The organism is Citrobacter sp. Cpo103 (assembly GCF_030332605.1).
GTDB lineage: Bacteria > Pseudomonadota > Gammaproteobacteria > Enterobacterales > Enterobacteriaceae > Citrobacter > Citrobacter portucalensis.
This window is the reverse complement of the sequence record NZ_JAOWHO010000025.1, coordinates 26,463-42,723: the sequence shown is the minus strand read 5'-3', so window position 1 is coordinate 42,723 and position 16,261 is coordinate 26,463. Positions and strand designations below refer to the sequence as shown.

Annotated in this window: 12 protein-coding genes; 7 read left to right on the top strand and 5 right to left on the bottom strand. The window is 52.9% G+C overall.

What is annotated here, in order from left to right:
- Positions 1–87: 87 nt before the first annotated feature.
- Together cytR and priA are read right to left on the bottom strand one after the other, a co-directional pair.
- Positions 88–1,113: a DNA-binding transcriptional regulator CytR gene (gene cytR, locus OGX89_RS07340; RefSeq protein ID WP_003825179.1), complete on the bottom strand. Its 1,026-nt coding sequence runs from the start codon at positions 1,111–1,113 to the stop codon at positions 88–90.
- A gap of 156 nt (positions 1,114–1,269) precedes the next feature.
- Complete coding sequence (gene priA, locus OGX89_RS07335; RefSeq protein ID WP_126957425.1) at positions 1,270–3,468, bottom strand: primosomal protein N'; 2,199 nt, start codon at positions 3,466–3,468, stop codon at positions 1,270–1,272.
- Between the two features lie 332 nt (positions 3,469–3,800).
- Between priA and rpmE the strand changes: the two genes are divergently transcribed.
- The 3 genes from rpmE (at position 3,801) to OGX89_RS07320 (ending at position 6,535) form a co-directional block, all read left to right on the top strand.
- Positions 3,801–4,013: a 50S ribosomal protein L31 gene (gene rpmE / locus OGX89_RS07330; RefSeq protein ID WP_003028810.1), complete on the top strand. Its 213-nt coding sequence runs from the start codon at positions 3,801–3,803 to the stop codon at positions 4,011–4,013.
- Between the two features lie 338 nt (positions 4,014–4,351).
- On the top strand, positions 4,352–5,032 hold the full coding sequence (locus tag OGX89_RS07325; RefSeq protein WP_003825173.1) for an oligogalacturonate-specific porin KdgM family protein: 681 nt from the start codon (positions 4,352–4,354) through the stop codon (positions 5,030–5,032).
- Positions 5,033–5,110: 78 nt separating this feature from the next.
- The gene (locus tag OGX89_RS07320; protein ID WP_003825170.1) at positions 5,111–6,535 is read left to right on the top strand and encodes an MFS transporter; all 1,425 of its coding nucleotides are present in this window, start codon (positions 5,111–5,113) and stop codon (positions 6,533–6,535) included.
- Between the two features lie 58 nt (positions 6,536–6,593).
- Here the strand turns inward: OGX89_RS07320 and metJ are convergent, their stop codons facing one another.
- On the bottom strand, positions 6,594–6,911 hold the full coding sequence (gene metJ, locus OGX89_RS07315; protein WP_003825168.1) for a met regulon transcriptional regulator MetJ: 318 nt from the start codon (positions 6,909–6,911) through the stop codon (positions 6,594–6,596).
- Between the two features lie 265 nt (positions 6,912–7,176).
- Between metJ and metB the strand changes: the two genes are divergently transcribed.
- The 4 genes from metB (at position 7,177) to katG (ending at position 14,381) form a co-directional block, all read left to right on the top strand.
- Complete coding sequence (gene metB, locus OGX89_RS07310) at positions 7,177–8,337, top strand: cystathionine gamma-synthase (protein ID WP_003028818.1); 1,161 nt, start codon at positions 7,177–7,179, stop codon at positions 8,335–8,337.
- Positions 8,338–8,339: 2 nt separating this feature from the next.
- Positions 8,340–10,772, top strand: a complete 2,433-nt coding sequence (locus OGX89_RS07305; RefSeq protein ID WP_003825164.1) for a bifunctional aspartate kinase/homoserine dehydrogenase II — start codon at positions 8,340–8,342, stop codon at positions 10,770–10,772.
- A 372-nt stretch (positions 10,773–11,144) separates the two neighbouring features.
- Complete coding sequence (metF, locus tag OGX89_RS07300; RefSeq protein WP_003825161.1) at positions 11,145–12,032, top strand: methylenetetrahydrofolate reductase; 888 nt, start codon at positions 11,145–11,147, stop codon at positions 12,030–12,032.
- A 168-nt stretch (positions 12,033–12,200) separates the two neighbouring features.
- Positions 12,201–14,381 (top strand): catalase/peroxidase HPI, encoded by a 2,181-nt coding sequence (gene katG, locus OGX89_RS07295; protein ID WP_126957423.1) that lies wholly within the window; start codon positions 12,201–12,203, stop codon positions 14,379–14,381.
- 86 nt (positions 14,382–14,467) lie between these two features.
- Here katG and gldA read toward each other — a convergent pair whose 3' ends face one another.
- Both gldA and fsa read right to left on the bottom strand, forming a co-directional pair.
- Entirely contained in the window at positions 14,468–15,571 is a 1,104-nt protein-coding gene (gene gldA, locus OGX89_RS07290) for a bifunctional L-1,2-propanediol dehydrogenase/glycerol dehydrogenase (RefSeq protein WP_126957421.1), read from the bottom strand.
- A gap of 12 nt (positions 15,572–15,583) precedes the next feature.
- Positions 15,584–16,246: a fructose-6-phosphate aldolase gene (fsa, locus tag OGX89_RS07285; RefSeq protein WP_003825157.1), complete on the bottom strand. Its 663-nt coding sequence runs from the start codon at positions 16,244–16,246 to the stop codon at positions 15,584–15,586.
- Positions 16,247–16,261 lie beyond the last annotated feature (15 nt).

The window sequence follows — 16,261 nt, the reverse complement described above, 5'->3', positions numbered from 1 at the left end:
TTCGCTGTATTTATTCGTTCGTCAGCCCGCCATGTTACTTAAGCGGCGGGCCTTTGACCAGACAGGGGAGTCCGAAAGCACTTTACTTTACGTCAGTGCCCGGGTAGTACCCCGAATAATAAGCTCGCAGTCCAGTAAACGTGAGCCACTGCTGACGCTCTGCCCTTGTAATTGATCGAGCAGTAACAGCATAGCTTCACGTCCGATATCGAAACGCGGCTGTGCGACGGTTGTCAGGGGTGGATCACAAAATTCCGTGAGCGAAATGTTATCAAAGCCAATAATGGATAAATCATCAGGGACTTTCAGACCCTGGCGTTTGGCGTAAGAGAGTGCGCCCAGCGCCATGACGTCGCTGTGACAAAAGACCGCGGTAGGCGGCTGCGGTAGTTCAAGGAGCTGCTTCAGCGCATTGGCTCCCGCTTCATAGGTAAAGTCACCGCGCGCGATAAAATGCGGATCGACCGTAATTCCGCTGCGGCGTAATGCCTGAACGTAGCCTTGCAGACGGTAATGGCACAGCGGCATATCTTCGGGGCCGGCGATACAGCCAATGCGTTTATGCCCCAGTTCCAGCAGATAATTCATCGCGTTAAAGGCGGCGGTGAGGTTATCAATGTGTACGGTAGGGAGTTCCAGCTCTGGTGCGAACTCGTTCGACATGACCATCGGCGGTAAATTGCGCTGCTCTTCCACGCTGGCATCAAACGGCAGGCGCGAGCTGAGCAGTACCATGCCATCGATCTGCTTGGTGATAATGAGGTTAAGAAACGTCTTTTCCTGTTGGTTCTGGTGCGCGCAGTCGCCAATAAGCACCAGGTATCCCTGTTCTGCGGCAGTCACTTCAATGCCACGAATCACTTCGCTAAAAAACGGATCGCAGATATCCGGCACAATCACCAGAATGGTACGCGACTCATTACGCTTAACGTTACGTCCCATTGATTGGGGTAGATATCCCACTTCCAGCGCTGCCTGCTCAACCTTGTTACGGGTTGACTGCGAGACTTTGTCCGGGTTCATTAATGCGCGGGATACGGTTGCCGTTGAGACTTTCGCCTTCAGAGCAACATCTTTCATCGTAGCGGCGGCAACCTGCTTATTCGGTTTCACTCTTTCTCCTCGCCAGAGAGCTGCTGGCACAGACTCGTCCCTGGATAACCTTCATCTGAAACATTTTTATCAGATAGTGAATGGAAGCGGTTACAGAATTTTCATAAAAAGTGTGATGGATCTTTAATTTTACGATCCGCCTCGCATCGTGAGGGGTTATCCCTCGATGGGATCGACATCCAGCACCCATTTAACCTTGCGTGCATCGGGTAGCGTATTGATCAGTGCCAGCGTGCCGCTGACGATATGTTGCAGGCGAATTCGTGATGGATGTTGCAACAATATTTGCCAACGATAACGACCACCGCGTTTGGGCGCCAGTGCGGGAACCGGGCCGAGCACCCAGAGTTTGTCATCGGCCAACGGGCTGGCTTGAATGAGATTCCGTAGCTGCTGCAAGAACATTGGTGCATGCTGGTTGTTATGATCTTCTGCCCGCACGATCACATGGCTGGTCCACGGTGGAAGCTGGAGCGTTTGTCGCTCGGCCAGCGCCTGTTCGGCAAACGCGTCATAGCCTTTATACAGCAAGGTTTGCAGCAGCGGATGTTCAGGATGGTGCGTTTGCAGCACCACTTCGCCTTGCTTCCCGGCGCGTCCGGCACGGCCAGAGACCTGCGTATAGAGCTGGGCGAAGCGTTCTGCTGACCGGAAATCTGCGGAGAATAGCGCGCCGTCAACGTCCAGCAGCGCCACCAGAGTGACGTCCGGGAAGTGGTGGCCTTTGGCCAGCATTTGCGTGCCTATAAGTATTCGTGCGCCGCCGCGATGCACTTCCGCCAGATGCTGCTCCAGCGACCCTTTACGGCTGGTGGTGTCGCGATCTATACGTGAAATTGGCACACCGGGGAAAAAAGGTGCCAGAGCCTGCTCAAGCTGTTCGGTGCCGAGTCCTACCGGAACCATATGCGTCGAACCGCAGGAAGGGCACTGACGCGGTATTGGGCGCTGGCTGTCGCAGTGGTGGCAACGCAGGTGGTGCTGCGCCTGATGTAGCGTGTAGTAATGATCGCAACGCGGACATTCGGCAATCCAACCACAGTCGTGGCACAGCAGCGCAGGCGCAAAACCACGACGGTTCAAAAACAGGATCACCTGGTTATCCGCCTGCAGGTGCTGACGCATACGGGCGATCAGCGCAGGGGCTAGACCGGCCTGCACCTGCTGACCTTTGAGATCCAGCACGTGCTGAGTGGCTGGGCGCGCATTTCCGGCGCGGCGCGTCAGGCGCAGCATGCGGTATTTGTTCTGCCGCACGTTACACAGCGTTTCCAGTGCCGGAGTGGCTGAGCCGAGAATAATCGGGATTTGCTCGCTATGGGCGCGGTAAACCGCGAGGTCGCGCGCATGATAGCGCCAGCCTTCCTGCTGTTTATAAGAGCTGTCGTGCTCTTCGTCGATGACAATCACGCCGAGATTTTTAAACGGCGTAAACAGCGAAGAACGCGTGCCGATAACAATCGCCGCCTCGCCATTTTTTGCTTTCAGCCAGGCTGAAAGACGTTCACTGTCGTTTAAACCGGAGTGCAGGACTTCGACCGGCGCATTAAAACGTTCGCGAAAACGGGCAATAGTTTGCGGCGTCAGGCCAATCTCCGGCACCATCACCAGCGCCTGCTTGCCCTGGGCAAGGACGTTTTCCAGAACGCTGAGATAGACTTCTGTTTTGCCTGATCCCGTTACGCCCGCTAATAGCCAGGCGCTAAAACTGTCTGAGGCGCTGTGAATCGCCCCGACGGCGGTGGCCTGCTCGGTGTTCAGTCGCAGACGCTCACCGGAAACCGCGTAGTCCGTACGCCAGTCGCTAAAGCCTGGTGTTTCGCTCGCCAGATCGCACAGCCCTTTTTTCCGCAGTGCCTGTAATGCGGCATCATTAAATTCCAGTTCAGCCACCTGGTCGCGCCAGATTTTCCCCTGGCGTAGCGCAGCCAGCGCCTGTTGCTGCTTGGGAGAACGCTTTAGGCTGTTGAGGTCAATAACCTGGCCTTCTTCAGTGGCAAACCAGTACCACATGGGCGCGTTTGTCGCCGGGCGTCCCTGGCGCAGTAAAATTGGCAGGGCGTGAAACAGTACGTCACCGATGGGATGATGATAATAATCAGCCGCCCACAACAGCAGACGCCAGACAGAGGTCGAGTAGACCGGTTCGCTGTCCAGCACTTCGAGAACGGCTTTCAATTCGCTCCGCGGCAGTTCACTGTGCTCGCTGACGGAAAGGACGATACCCACGCGCTCCTGCTGCTTGCCAAAGGGCACGCGTACACGACACCCGGCTTTGGCGCTCATGCCTTCCGGCAGGAGGTAGTCAAAGGTACGAGGAAGCGGAACGGGTAAGGCAACGTGCGCAACGGGCATTGAATCATCCTGACTTGAAATCTGGCGGGTTAGTATACACATTAGTGAAGGGTAGAATGCGGATCAGTTTGCATGAGCAGGTTAATTTCTGTATGATTCGCCGCCTTTGATGCAAATTGATTGCGTCAAATACTGACCATTACCCGAGAGTTTCGCGCGGCTGGAAGGCGGCAAGCGAGCGAATCTCTGGGAGCATAGTGAACTATGTGACCAGAGTGAGTGAACGCAGGCAACGCATCAGCAGTGTGAAAGGTGACGGGGAATAATTAACATCGCGTGGTGTCTGGCGTTAGGGCTGGAAGAGCGACGCGGCCTTAAACCGAGGTTTTCCCATGAAAAAAGATATTCACCCGAAATACGAAGAAATTACTGCAAACTGCTCTTGCGGTAACGTCATTAAAATCCGCTCTACTGTCGGTCACGATCTGAACCTCGACGTGTGCAGCAAGTGCCACCCGTTCTATACTGGCAAGCAGCGTGATGTTGCTACCGGTGGTCGTGTTGATCGCTTCAACAAGCGTTTCAGCATCCCAGGCAGCAAGTAAGTTTCAGCTGTCAGAAAAAAGCGCCTTATGGCGCTTTTTTGTTTCTGCGTTTCAGAACTGAAATATATATTGATGCATTGAATAGTCTATTTAATTTAATAAATAAAACGCTGTTTTATTTTTTCGGTAAAATATTGAGACTGGTGATCTGCATCCTTTTTATCTTCTGTCTTTTGCCACTTTTACTAGTTCCTGGCAAAATGCCAAAGGTTTCTGCTTTCTTTCTAAAATACACTTTTGTGGAAATATAAAATTAATCTAAAAGCCTTTTTGTTTTCCCATTTTATGGACAAAACGAGATGGATAATTTCCGTTATTGAGTGTGAAGAGGGATTGTCATGAAATTTAAATCTGCGTTATTACTGATTCCATTATTCTCTGCGGCCGCACAAGCGGGTTATGTTGATTACCGGCATGAATATTATGACGATGGACGTAATTACGATCGTGTTTATATGTCTCACCGTTTTGCCACGGGTTTTGGTGTCGCAGTCGAAGCCATTTCTCGTTCCGAAAACACGCAGTCAAATGATGCGTGGAATAATATGGAAAGTAACGGTAACGAGTATACCGCAAGCTACCAGTTCACATGGCAGGGTCTTGTCTGGCAGCCCGGCATTGCGATAGAAACGGGCGATAATATCGCGATTTATAAGCCTTATATCCGCGTGCAGTACAACATCAACGACAACTGGTGGACCGCGTTCCGCTATCGTCAGGAGTACATGCGCAGAAACACTGACGGCAAAGATGACCGCATGGTCTATCGTCCGGAAGCCTGGCTTGGTTATAACGTCAATGACTGGATGTTTGAGCTAAATGGTATTTATAAAATTGCCGATAGCGAAGATTTATATAACAACCGGAAAGATGATTATGAATATAACTTCCGCGTGGCGTATAAACTAGGCTCATGGGTTCCATTTGTTGAAGTTGGCAACGTTTCCTCGGGTTATAACACTACCACCACAGACGATCGTCAGACCCGTTATCGTGTCGGTCTTGGTTATAACTTCTAATCGGTAATAGTTTTCGTATTGGCTGATTACGTCGATAAGCATAGTTTGTGTGAATAATATGTCTAAGGAGTTGACATCATGTCTAATGATGGAACTATTATTGGAAATAATGAAACCACTGCCGTCAGGCCTTTCGGAATTAGAGATAAAATCGGTTATTTATGTGGTGACCTCGGAACCTGTTTTATTCTTGGCTTAGTTAATAGTTTTTTAATGATTTATTACACTAACGTCCTCGGTATTTCCGGCGTTATTGTTGGCTCACTCTATTTTGTGACCAAACTCTTTGATGCGTTCGTTGATGTTGGTGTAGGGCGCTTATGCGATACCTCTAAACTGACGGTACATGGACGTTTCAACCCGTGGGTGCGTCGCATGAAGTATCCATTTTGCATCATTGCGGTTGTCCTGTTCCTGCCGTTTGTGAATGATTTTTCTTATACGGCGAAAATCATCTACATCTGTTGCTCCTATTTCATTTACGGTTCGCTGTTATCGACCGTGAGTATTCCGTACGGTGCTATGTCTGCGGCGATTAGCTCGAATCCGGATGATCGTGTATCGCTTTCAACCTGGCGTAGCGTTGGGTCAGCAATTGGCGGTGGGGCAACTGGCTTTTTCATTCCGATCCTGATGTACACCACCCTGGTGGACGGAAGCCAGGTGATTTCCGGGCAACACTTCTTCTGGATTTCCATTGGTTGCGCAGTGCTGGGCTTGATCTTTTTATCCTTGACCTGTCATTTAACGACGGAGCGCGTGCGCGTGGAGAGAAAAGAGAGCATGCCCGTTTCGGTGTTGCTGAAGGGACTGGCACGCAATAAGGCGCTGATTGTTTTAGTGGTTGTGGATTTGCTGATTGTAATTAATCAGGGGTTGTCCGGTACCAACATGACTTACCTGTTTAATGACTATTTCCACAATAAAGAGGCGATGTCAGTCGCGTTGCTGTTTACCTTTGGTTCCCTGGTTTTGCTGGCGCCATCGGCATCCTGGCTCACGAAGCGGTTTGGTAAAAAAGAAGCCAGCGTAGGCGCGTTGCTTTTTGCCGTGGTCATGTATGTGATTATGTACTTTGTCCACATTACGGATGCAAAGGTCTATCTGGTTTTCTTGTTCCTGGCGACGCTGGGTGCAGGGTTATTCAACCTGATGATTTGGGCGTTTATGACTGATGTTTGTGACTACCATCAGTATGTCACTGGCGATCGCGAGGATGGCACGGTTTATGGTGTGAACTTCTTTGCGCGCAAGGTTGGTCAGGCATGCGCAGGGGCGATTGGTGGCTTTATGTTGGCTATCATTGGCTATCAATCATCGTCAACAGGTGGTGCAGTGCAAACCAGCATTGTGCAGGAAAATATTTATACGATGGCGAATCTCTTGCCGGCGCTATGCCTGTTTTTGGCGGCGGTCATTCTGATTTATTTCTATCCATTGAACCGTACGGAAACGCTCAAAATGGAAGAAACATTGAATAAACTCAATGGTATTAGTAAGTAACACAGTGAGAAAAGGCGGGAGCATTCCCGCCTCTACACATCCATTGCTGTTCTAACTATCAGTATTCCCACGTTTCCGGGTTGATACCCAGTTCACGCATGATTACCTTTGCTTCTTCCGGGATTTCATCACTGCGTTCTTTACGCAGGTCGTCATCGTTGGGTAAGGGTTGCCCAGTAAAAGCATGCAGAAACGCTTCACACAGCAGTTCACTGTTGGTGGCGTGGCGCAGGTTGTTCACCTGACGACGCGTGCGTTCATCGGTAAGGATTTTTAACACCTTCAGAGGAATGGAAACCGTAATTTTTTTGACTTGCTCACTCTTCTTACCGTGCTCAGCGTATGGGCTGATATATTCGCCGCTCCATTCAGCCATGAGATACCTAATCCTCTTCGTCATTAATATTGAGGCCAGAACCTGAGCCCGGACCATAATTGCGCGTAGTTTATCGTAGTGGCGTGGCCCTGACACGAAGTAAGCCGACGCAGATGTACGCTAATGCATATAATTTTAACGGCTATTTCCAGTTTGCTCAATCTATACGCAAAGAAGTTTAGATGTCCAGATGTATTGACGGCTATCGTAACTATGATTACTCTGGTGTCTGACTTTTCACCGACTCAGCCAGGATCTCCTCAATATGACGCGTAAACAGGCCACCATCGCAGTGCGTAGCGGGTTAAATGACGACGAACAGTACGGTTGCGTTGTCCCGCCGATTCACCTCTCCAGCACCTATAACTTTACCGGATTTAATGAACCTCGCGCCCATGACTATTCGCGTCGCGGCAACCCAACGCGCGATGTTGTTCAGCGTGCGCTGGCGGAACTGGAAGGCGGTGCTGGTGCTGTGCTGACCAATACTGGCATGTCGGCGATTCATCTGGTGACCACGGTCTTCCTCAAGCCAGGCGATCTGCTGGTCGCACCGCATGACTGCTACGGCGGGAGCTACCGACTGTTTGACAGTCTGGCAAAACGTGGCTGTTACCGCGTCCTGTTTGTCGATCAAGGAGATGAGCAGGCATTGCAGGCCGCATTGGCGGAAAAACCGAAGCTGGTGCTGGTAGAAAGCCCAAGCAACCCGCTGCTGCGCGTGGTGGATATTGCGAAAATCTGTCAGCTGGCGCGTGAAGCTGGCGCGGTCAGCGTGGTCGACAACACTTTTTTAAGCCCGGCACTGCAAAATCCACTGGCATTGGGCGCCGATCTGGTGTTGCATTCATGCACGAAATATTTAAACGGTCACTCAGACGTGGTGGCTGGTGTTGTGATAGCGAAAGATCCGGAAACGGTCACTGAACTGGCATGGTGGGCGAATAATATTGGTGTGACCGGCGGCGCGTTTGATAGTTATCTACTGTTGCGCGGCCTGCGTACTCTGTCTCCTCGAATGGAGGTGGCGCAACGTAATGCTCAGGCGATAGTCGATTATCTGCAAACTCAGCCGCTGGTGAAAAAATTGTATCACCCGTCATTGCCGGATAATCAGGGCCATGAGATTGCCGCGCGTCAGCAAAAAGGCTTTGGCGCGATGTTAAGTTTTGAACTGGATGGCGATGAGCAAACGCTGCGCCGTTTCCTCGGCGGGTTGTCATTGTTTACGCTGGCGGAATCGTTAGGGGGCGTTGAAAGTCTGATCTCCCACGCCGCAACCATGACACACGCGGGCATGGCACCAGAAGCGCGTGCTGCTGCCGGGATTTCCGAAACGCTGCTGCGTATCTCCACCGGTATTGAAGATGGCGAAGATTTAATTGCCGACCTGGAAAATGGCTTCCGGGCTGCAAACAAGGGGTAAACATGAGTGTGATTGCGCAGGCAGGGGCGAAGGGTCGTCAACTGCACAAATTTGGTGGTAGTAGTCTGGCAGACGTGAAATGTTATCTGCGTGTCGCAGGCATTATGGCGGATTACTCGCAGCCTGATGACATGATGGTTGTTTCAGCCGCAGGCAGTACCACTAACCAGTTGATTAGCTGGCTGAAATTAAGCCAGACCGATCGCCTTTCTGCGCATCAGGTTCAACAGGCGTTACGTCGCTATCAAAGTGAGCTTATCAGCGGTTTGTTACCTCCTGAGGTAGCGGATGGACTGATTGGCGCGTTTATTCACGATCTGGAGCGTCTGGCCGGATTACTCGACAGCGGTGTGAACGATGCCGTCTATGCTGAGGTTGTTGGGCATGGTGAGGTATGGTCCGCGCGTTTGATGTCTGCGGTCCTTAACCAACAGGGGCTGGAGTCAGCCTGGCTGGATGCGCGCGATTTTTTACGTGCTGAACGCGGTGCCCAGCCGCAGGTAGATGAAGGTCTTTCTTACCCGCTGCTACAGCAACTGCTGGCGCAGCATCCGGGTAAACGGCTGGTGGTTACCGGCTTTATTAGCCGCAGCAATTCCGGTGAAACGGTCCTGCTGGGGCGTAACGGCTCCGACTACTCGGCGACGCAGGTTGGCGCGCTGGCGGGCGTTTCTCGCGTAACTATCTGGAGCGATGTCGCCGGGGTTTACAGCGCGGATCCGCGTAAAGTAAAAGACGCCTGTTTGCTGCCGCTGCTGCGTCTGGATGAAGCCAGCGAACTGGCGCGTCTGGCGGCACCGGTTCTCCATGCCCGTACCTTACAGCCGGTTTCCGGTAGCGATATCGATCTCCAGCTGCGTTGTAGCTATACGCCGGAGCAGGGTTCAACGCGCATTGAACGCGTACTAGCCTCCGGTACCGGGGCGCGTATTGTGACCAGTCATGATGACGTCTGCCTGATTGAGTTTTTGGTTCCGACTGGCCAGGACTTTAAGCTGGCTTATAAAGAGATTGATCAGGTTTTAAAACGTACCCAGGTGCGTCCGCTGGCTGTGGGTGTGCATCCTGACCGCCAACTGCTGCAATTTTGCTATACCTCCGAAGTCGCTGACGGCGCACTGAAAATTCTTGATGAAGCTGGTCTGCCAGGCGAGCTGCGTCTGCGCCAGGGGCTGGCTCTGGTGGCGATGGTCGGGGCGGGCGTCACCCGTAATCCGCTGCATTGCCACCGTTTCTGGCAACAGTTGAAAGGTCAGCCGGTTGAATTCACCTGGCAATCGGAAGAGGGTATCAGCCTGGTCGCGGTACTGCGTACTGGGCCAACAGAGAGCCTGATTCAGGGCCTGCATCAGTCAATTTTCCGCGCCGAAAAACGCATTGGTCTGGTGTTGTTCGGCAAAGGCAACATTGGTTCGCGCTGGCTGGAGCTGTTCGCTCGCGAGCAGAGCACGCTCTCGGCGCGCACCGGATTAGAGTTTGTGCTGGCGGGTGTGGTTGATAGCCGTCGTAGCCTGCTGAATTACGAAGGGCTGGATGCCAGCCGCGCGTTAGCTTTCTTTGATGACGAGGCAGTAGAGCAGGATGAAGAGTCTCTATTCCTGTGGATGCGTGCTCACCCGTATGATGATTTAGTGGTGCTGGACGTTACTGCCAGCGAGCAACTTGCGGATCAGTATCTGGATTTTGCCAGCCATGGTTTCCACGTTATCAGCGCCAACAAACTGGCGGGGGCGAGCAGCAGTCATAATTATCGCCAAATTCATGACGCTTTTGAAAAAACCGGTCGCCACTGGTTGTATAACGCCACCGTGGGTGCAGGCTTGCCGATCAACCATACCGTGCGCGATCTGATTGATAGCGGAGATACCATTCTGTCGATCAGCGGGATCTTCTCAGGCACGTTGTCGTGGTTGTTCCTGCAATTTGATGGTACGGTCCCGTTCACCGATCTGGTGGATCAGGCGTGGCAACAGGGTCTGACTGAACCCGATCCGCGCGTAGATCTTTCTGGCAAAGATGTGATGCGTAAGCTGGTGATTCTGGCGCGTGAAGCAGGTTACGACATCGAACCGGACCAGGTTCGCGTGGAATCGCTGGTGCCTGCGCACTGTGAAGAAGGCTCTATTGACCATTTCTTTGAGAATGGTGATGAGCTGAACGAACAGATGGTGCAGCGTCTGGAAGCGGCGCGTGAAATGGGGCTGGTGCTACGCTATGTGGCGCGTTTTGATGCTAACGGTAAAGCGCGCGTTGGTGTTGAAGCGGTTCGTCCTGAACACCCGCTGGCGGCGCTGTTGCCGTGTGATAACGTATTTGCCATTGAAAGCCGCTGGTATCGCGATAACCCGCTGGTGATCCGTGGACCGGGCGCAGGTCGTGACGTCACCGCCGGCGCTATTCAGTCAGACATCAACCGTCTGGCGCAACTGCTGTAGTTTTTGTTGCCGGATGATCCGGCCGACGGTTCGTTTGTGACCCTGGCCGGATAAAATACGTCAACAGCCTTCTGCATAATCACTTCAACTCTCATCCTGGGTTAAACCTACCCGTATTGCGTCTTACCCGCGCTCTGGCCAGAGGCGAGGCTGTCACCGCTCTCGTTAACGGCTTGCAGACGGTCGTGCCGCAATCCCCCATCATTTCAGGCTGATGTGAATTTTTTTCACATTGGCTGAGTATTCCTCACCTTTAACGATGATTTTTGTGTTGACGCCAGCGTGCTTTTCCGTCATTTTTACATCTAGACGTCTAAACGTATAGCAGTTCACAACACAACATATAACGACAAAAGATTGATGAGGTAAGGTATGAGCTTTTTTCACGCCAACCAGCGGGAAGCCCTGAATCAGAGCCTGGCGGAAGTGCAGGGTCAGATTAACGTTTCGTTTGAGTTTTTCCCGCCGCGCACCAGTGAAATGGAGCAAACCCTGTGGAACTCCATCGATCGCCTGAGCAGCCTGAAGCCGAAGTTTGTTTCAGTCACCTACGGTGCAAACTCTGGTGAGCGCGACCGCACGCACAGCATTATTAAAGGCATTAAGGATCGCACGGGTCTTGAAGCGGCTCCGCACCTGACCTGTATTGATGCAACCCGCGATGAGCTGCGGACCATTGCTCAGGACTACTGGAATAACGGTATTCGTCATATTGTTGCTCTGCGCGGTGACTTGCCGCCGGGAAGCGGTAAACCGGATATGTATGCCTCTGACCTGGTGACTCTGCTGAAAGACGTTGCGGATTTTGATATCTCCGTTGCGGCTTATCCGGAAGTACACCCGGAAGCGAAGAGCGCTCAGGCCGATCTGCTGAACCTGAAGCGGAAGGTAGATGCCGGTGCAAACCGCGCGATCACCCAGTTTTTCTTCGATGTAGAAAGCTATCTGCGTTTTCGCGATCGCTGCGTTTCTGCGGGTATCGATGTGGAAATTATTCCGGGCATCTTGCCGGTATCTAACTTTAAACAGGCGAAAAAATTTGCCGATATGACCAATGTTCGTATCCCTTCCTGGATGTCGACCATGTTTGATGGTCTGGATGATGATGCCGAAACCCGTAAGCTGGTGGGTGCGAATATTGCCATGGACATGGTGAAGATCCTCAGTCGCGAAGGGGTGAAAGATTTTCACTTCTATACGCTCAACCGCGCCGAGATGAGCTACGCAATTTGTCACACACTGGGTGTAAGACCGAATTAAACAGATGCCCCAGCCCTCTACGGAGGGCTTTTTTTTGATCATTTTGATCTACATCTCTGTAACTTAAAATATAAAAGGAATTAGCTATCGAATCTGTGGGTTATTTCGACTATATCTTATCTCTGGTGGTGTATATCGTAGTCAGAACACTGTAAAGGGAGCATATAGATGAGCATGTCCGACGATAGCCAGAACGCATCAACTGCCGGTAAGTGTCCTTTTCATCAGGGCGGTCACGATCAGAGCGCAGGAGCAGGAACGAATAACCGCGACTGGTGGCCAAATCAACTCCGCGTTGATCTTTTAAACCAACATTCTAATCGTTCGAACCCGCTGGGTGAGGACTTCGACTACCGTAAAGAGTTTAGCAAACTCGACTATTCTGCCCTGAAAGGGGATCTCAGAGCCCTTCTGTCCGAATCTCAACCGTGGTGGCCCGCTGACTGGGGAACCTATGCCGGATTATTTATCCGCATGGCATGGCACGGTGCAGGGACCTATCGTTCCATCGATGGACGCGGTGGCGCGGGTCGCGGACAGCAGCGTTTTGCACCACTGAACTCCTGGCCAGATAACGTCAGCCTGGATAAAGCGCGTCGCCTGCTGTGGCCTATCAAGCAGAAATATGGTCAGAAAATATCCTGGGCCGACCTGTTTATCCTCGCGGGCAACGTGGCGCTGGAAAACTCCGGCTTCCGCACCTTCGGCTTCGGTGCTGGTCGTGAAGATGTCTGGGAACCGGATCTCGACGTAAACTGGGGTGATGAAAAAGCCTGGCTGACCCACCGTCACCCGGAAGAGCTGGCGAAAGCGCCTTTGGGCGCGACCGAAATGGGTCTTATCTATGTAAACCCAGAAGGGCCGGACCATAGCGGCGAACCGCTCTCAGCGGCAGCGGCGATTCGCGCGACCTTCGGTAACATGGGCATGAACGACGAAGAAACCGTGGCGCTGATTGGCGGCGGTCATACGTTGGGCAAAACCCACGGCGCAGCACCGGCTTCGCACGTTGGGGCCGATCCAGAATCCGCGCCGATTGAAGCGCAGGGCCTGGGCTGGGCCAGCAGCTACGGCAGCGGCGCGGGTGCAGACGCAATTACTTCCGGTCTGGAAGTTGTGTGGACGCAGACGCCGACTCAATGGAGCAACTATTTCTTCGAGAACCTGTTCAAATACGAGTGGGTACAAACTCGCAGTCCGGCAGGCGCGATTCAGTTTGAAGCCGTTGACGCACCAGAAATTATTCCCGATCCGTTTGATCCATCGAAAAAACGTAAGCCGACGATGCTGGTTACCGACCTGACGCTGCGTTTTGATCCTGAGTTCGAAAAGATCTCCCGCCGTTTCCTGAACGATCCGCAGGCGTTTAACGAAGCGTTTGCCCGTGCATGGTTTAAGCTGACGCACCGTGATATGGGGCCAAAATCGCGCTACATCGGACCGGAAGTACCAAAAGAAGATCTGATTTGGCAAGACCCGCTGCCGCATGCGTTCTTCAACCCAAGCGAAGAAGATATTCTGAAGCTGAAGGCGACCATCGCCGCTTCCGGGTTGTCCGTGGGCGAACTGGTATCGGTAGCGTGGGCTTCCGCATCAACTTTCCGCGGTGGGGATAAACGTGGCGGCGCTAACGGTGCGCGTCTGGCGCTGGACCCACAGCGTGGCTGGGATGTGAATGCTACCGCGGCACGCGTACTGCCTGTGCTGGAAGGCATTTATAAGTCAGCCCATACCGCTTCGTTAGCCGATATTATCGTGCTGGCCGGGGTTGTTGGTATAGAGCAGGCGGCTAGCGCTGCGGGTGTCAGCATCAAAGTACCTTTTGCGCCGGGCCGCGTGGATGCGCGCCAGGATCAAACGGATATTGAGATGTTCGAATTGCTCGAGCCGATTGCCGATGGTTTCCGTAACTACCGCTCTCGTCCAGACGTGTCGACCACCGAGTCGCTGCTGATTGATAAAGCACAGCAGCTGACGCTGACCGCACCGGAAATGACCGTGCTGGTGGGCGGTATGCGTGTACTGGGCACCAACTTCGACGGTAGCCAGCACGGCGTCTTTACCGATCGTCCAGGCGTACTCAGCACTGACTTCTTCGTCAATCTGCTGGATATGCGTCATGAGTGGAAGGCGGTTGATGAGTCAAAAGAGCTGTTCGAAGGTCGTGACCGTCTGAGCGGCGAAGTAAAATACACGGCAACCCGCGCCGATCTGGTGTTCGGTTCTAACTCCGTACTGCGCGCAGTGGCTGAAGTTTATGCCTGCAGCGATGCTCACGAGAAGTTTGTGAGAGATTTCGTTTCCGCATGGGTGAAAGTAATGAACCTGGATCGTTTCGATCTGCTGTAACAGCTAATGCCGGATGTCGCTTGCGCGGATCCGGCATGGTATGAATAAAAAAATCCCCGCTTTTGCGGGGATTTTCTATTTGCAGGTTATTCCCACTCTTGCAGGTAACGTTGACCGTACTGATCAGCCACCAGCAGGGCGGCATACACCTGGTCCGACGTCGCGCCGCCAGGCATGTTGTGGATGGTTTCGCCTTCGGCACAGGCTGCCTCAGCCACAATGCGCATTTTCGCTGGGATATCCTGTTTGATATCCAGTTGCGCCAGGGTAATCGGTAGGCCAACGGAATGGCACAGTGCTGCAACGGTTTCAATTTCATCGACCGGCGCGTTTTCCAGCACCAGCTGCGTCAGCGTACCGAAAGCCACTTTCTCGCCGTGATAGTAGTGATGCGCATCCGGGATTGCGGTCAGACCGTTATGAATGGCGTGAGCCGCTGCCAGACCACCGCTTTCAAAACCGACGCCACTCAGATAGGTGTTGGCTTCAATAACACGTTCCAGTGCCGGTGTAACCACGTGCTGCTCGGCTGCCAGCATCGCTTTTTCACCTTCTTCGATTAGCGTATTAAAGCACAGCTCTGCCAGCGCCAGCGCCGCCTGAGTACACTGACCGCCCGCCATGGTGGTTGCGCCGCTACGTGAACAGGCACGGGCTTCGAACCAGGTCGCCAGCGCATCGCCAATACCCGCAGCTAACAGACGTGCCGGTGCGCCCGCGACAATTTTGGTATCCACAATGACCCTGTCCGGGTTGTTGGGCAGCAGCAGATAGCGATCGAATTCACCGGCATCGGTGTAAATGACGGACAGCGCGCTGCACGGCGCATCGGTAGAGGCGATGGTTGGGGCAATGGCGACAGGCACGCCCATAAAGTGCGCCAGCGCTTTGGCGGTATCCAGCGTTTTACCGCCGCCAATACCAAGTACTGCGCCACACTGCGCTTTTTCTGCCACGCCGCGCAGACGGTCGATTTCGTTTTGTGAACATTCGCCGCCAAACGGTGCAATTTCCAGCGCCAGTCCGGCATCCTGGAAGCTTTTTTCCAGTGCGCCCTGGGCAAAACCTAAGACAAACTTGTCCCCAACGACCAGCCAGCGTTCTGCCAGTGGTTTGAGGTAGCTGCCAAGACGGGTAATAACATCGGCACCCTGGATGTACTTACCAGGTGATTGAATAATGCGATCCATACTTTATTTCCCTCACAGGTTGATGTGACCAAATGCGTTGTTCCAGTCCTGCTCAAACTTCTCTATTGCTGACTCTACCGCAGGGGTATTGAGCATTTGTTGCGCTACGTCTAATGGCAGGGTGATAGCTTCACATCCTGCCAGTAAGCAATCCAGCGCCTGACGCGGGGTTTTAAAGCTGGCTGCCAGTACCATGCTGTTTGGCGCATGCAGTTCCAGTAACGTTTGCAGTTCCTGTACAGTGCGAATTCCGTCGCCGCCCTGCGCGTCGATACGGTTAACGTAAGGTGCGATATATTTAGCTCCCGCCAGCGCAGCCAGTAGCCCCTGAGAAGCACTGTAAACCGCGGTTCCTAGCGTGGTGATGCCCTCTTTTTTCAGCATCTTAATCGCGGCCAGACCTTCGGATGTCACCGGGATTTTCACTACCAGACCGGGCACCGCGTTGCTCAGGCGTTTGGCCTCTTCCACCATGCCCTGTGCGTCTCGGCTCATGGTTTGGGCAAACAAAATACCCTCTTCGCCGATGGCGTTTTGCAGGCGTGGCAGTACATCCCAGATGGATTCTTTGCTTGCCGCTACAATGCTTGGGTTGGTGGTGACACCCGCGATAGGGAAGATGCGTGCCAGACGTTCAACTTCCGCGACGTTGGCGGTATCAAGATAAAGTTCCATACAAAAACATCCTCT

Coding starts and splice junctions, on each gene's coding strand:
- priA (WP_126957425.1), bottom strand. CDS start 3,468: ATGCCCGTTGCGCACGTTGCCTTACCCGTTCCGCTTCCTCGTACCTTT.
- rpmE (WP_003028810.1), top strand. CDS start 3,801: ATGAAAAAAGATATTCACCCGAAATACGAAGAAATTACTGCAAACTGC.
- OGX89_RS07325 (WP_003825173.1), top strand. CDS start 4,352: ATGAAATTTAAATCTGCGTTATTACTGATTCCATTATTCTCTGCGGCC.
- OGX89_RS07320 (WP_003825170.1), top strand. CDS start 5,111: ATGTCTAATGATGGAACTATTATTGGAAATAATGAAACCACTGCCGTC.
- metJ (WP_003825168.1), bottom strand. CDS start 6,911: ATGGCTGAATGGAGCGGCGAATATATCAGCCCATACGCTGAGCACGGT.
- metB (WP_003028818.1), top strand. CDS start 7,177: ATGACGCGTAAACAGGCCACCATCGCAGTGCGTAGCGGGTTAAATGAC.
- OGX89_RS07305 (WP_003825164.1), top strand. CDS start 8,340: ATGAGTGTGATTGCGCAGGCAGGGGCGAAGGGTCGTCAACTGCACAAA.
- metF (WP_003825161.1), top strand. CDS start 11,145: ATGAGCTTTTTTCACGCCAACCAGCGGGAAGCCCTGAATCAGAGCCTG.
- katG (WP_126957423.1), top strand. CDS start 12,201: ATGAGCATGTCCGACGATAGCCAGAACGCATCAACTGCCGGTAAGTGT.
- gldA (WP_126957421.1), bottom strand. CDS start 15,571: ATGGATCGCATTATTCAATCACCTGGTAAGTACATCCAGGGTGCCGAT.
- fsa (WP_003825157.1), bottom strand. CDS start 16,246: ATGGAACTTTATCTTGATACCGCCAACGTCGCGGAAGTTGAACGTCTG.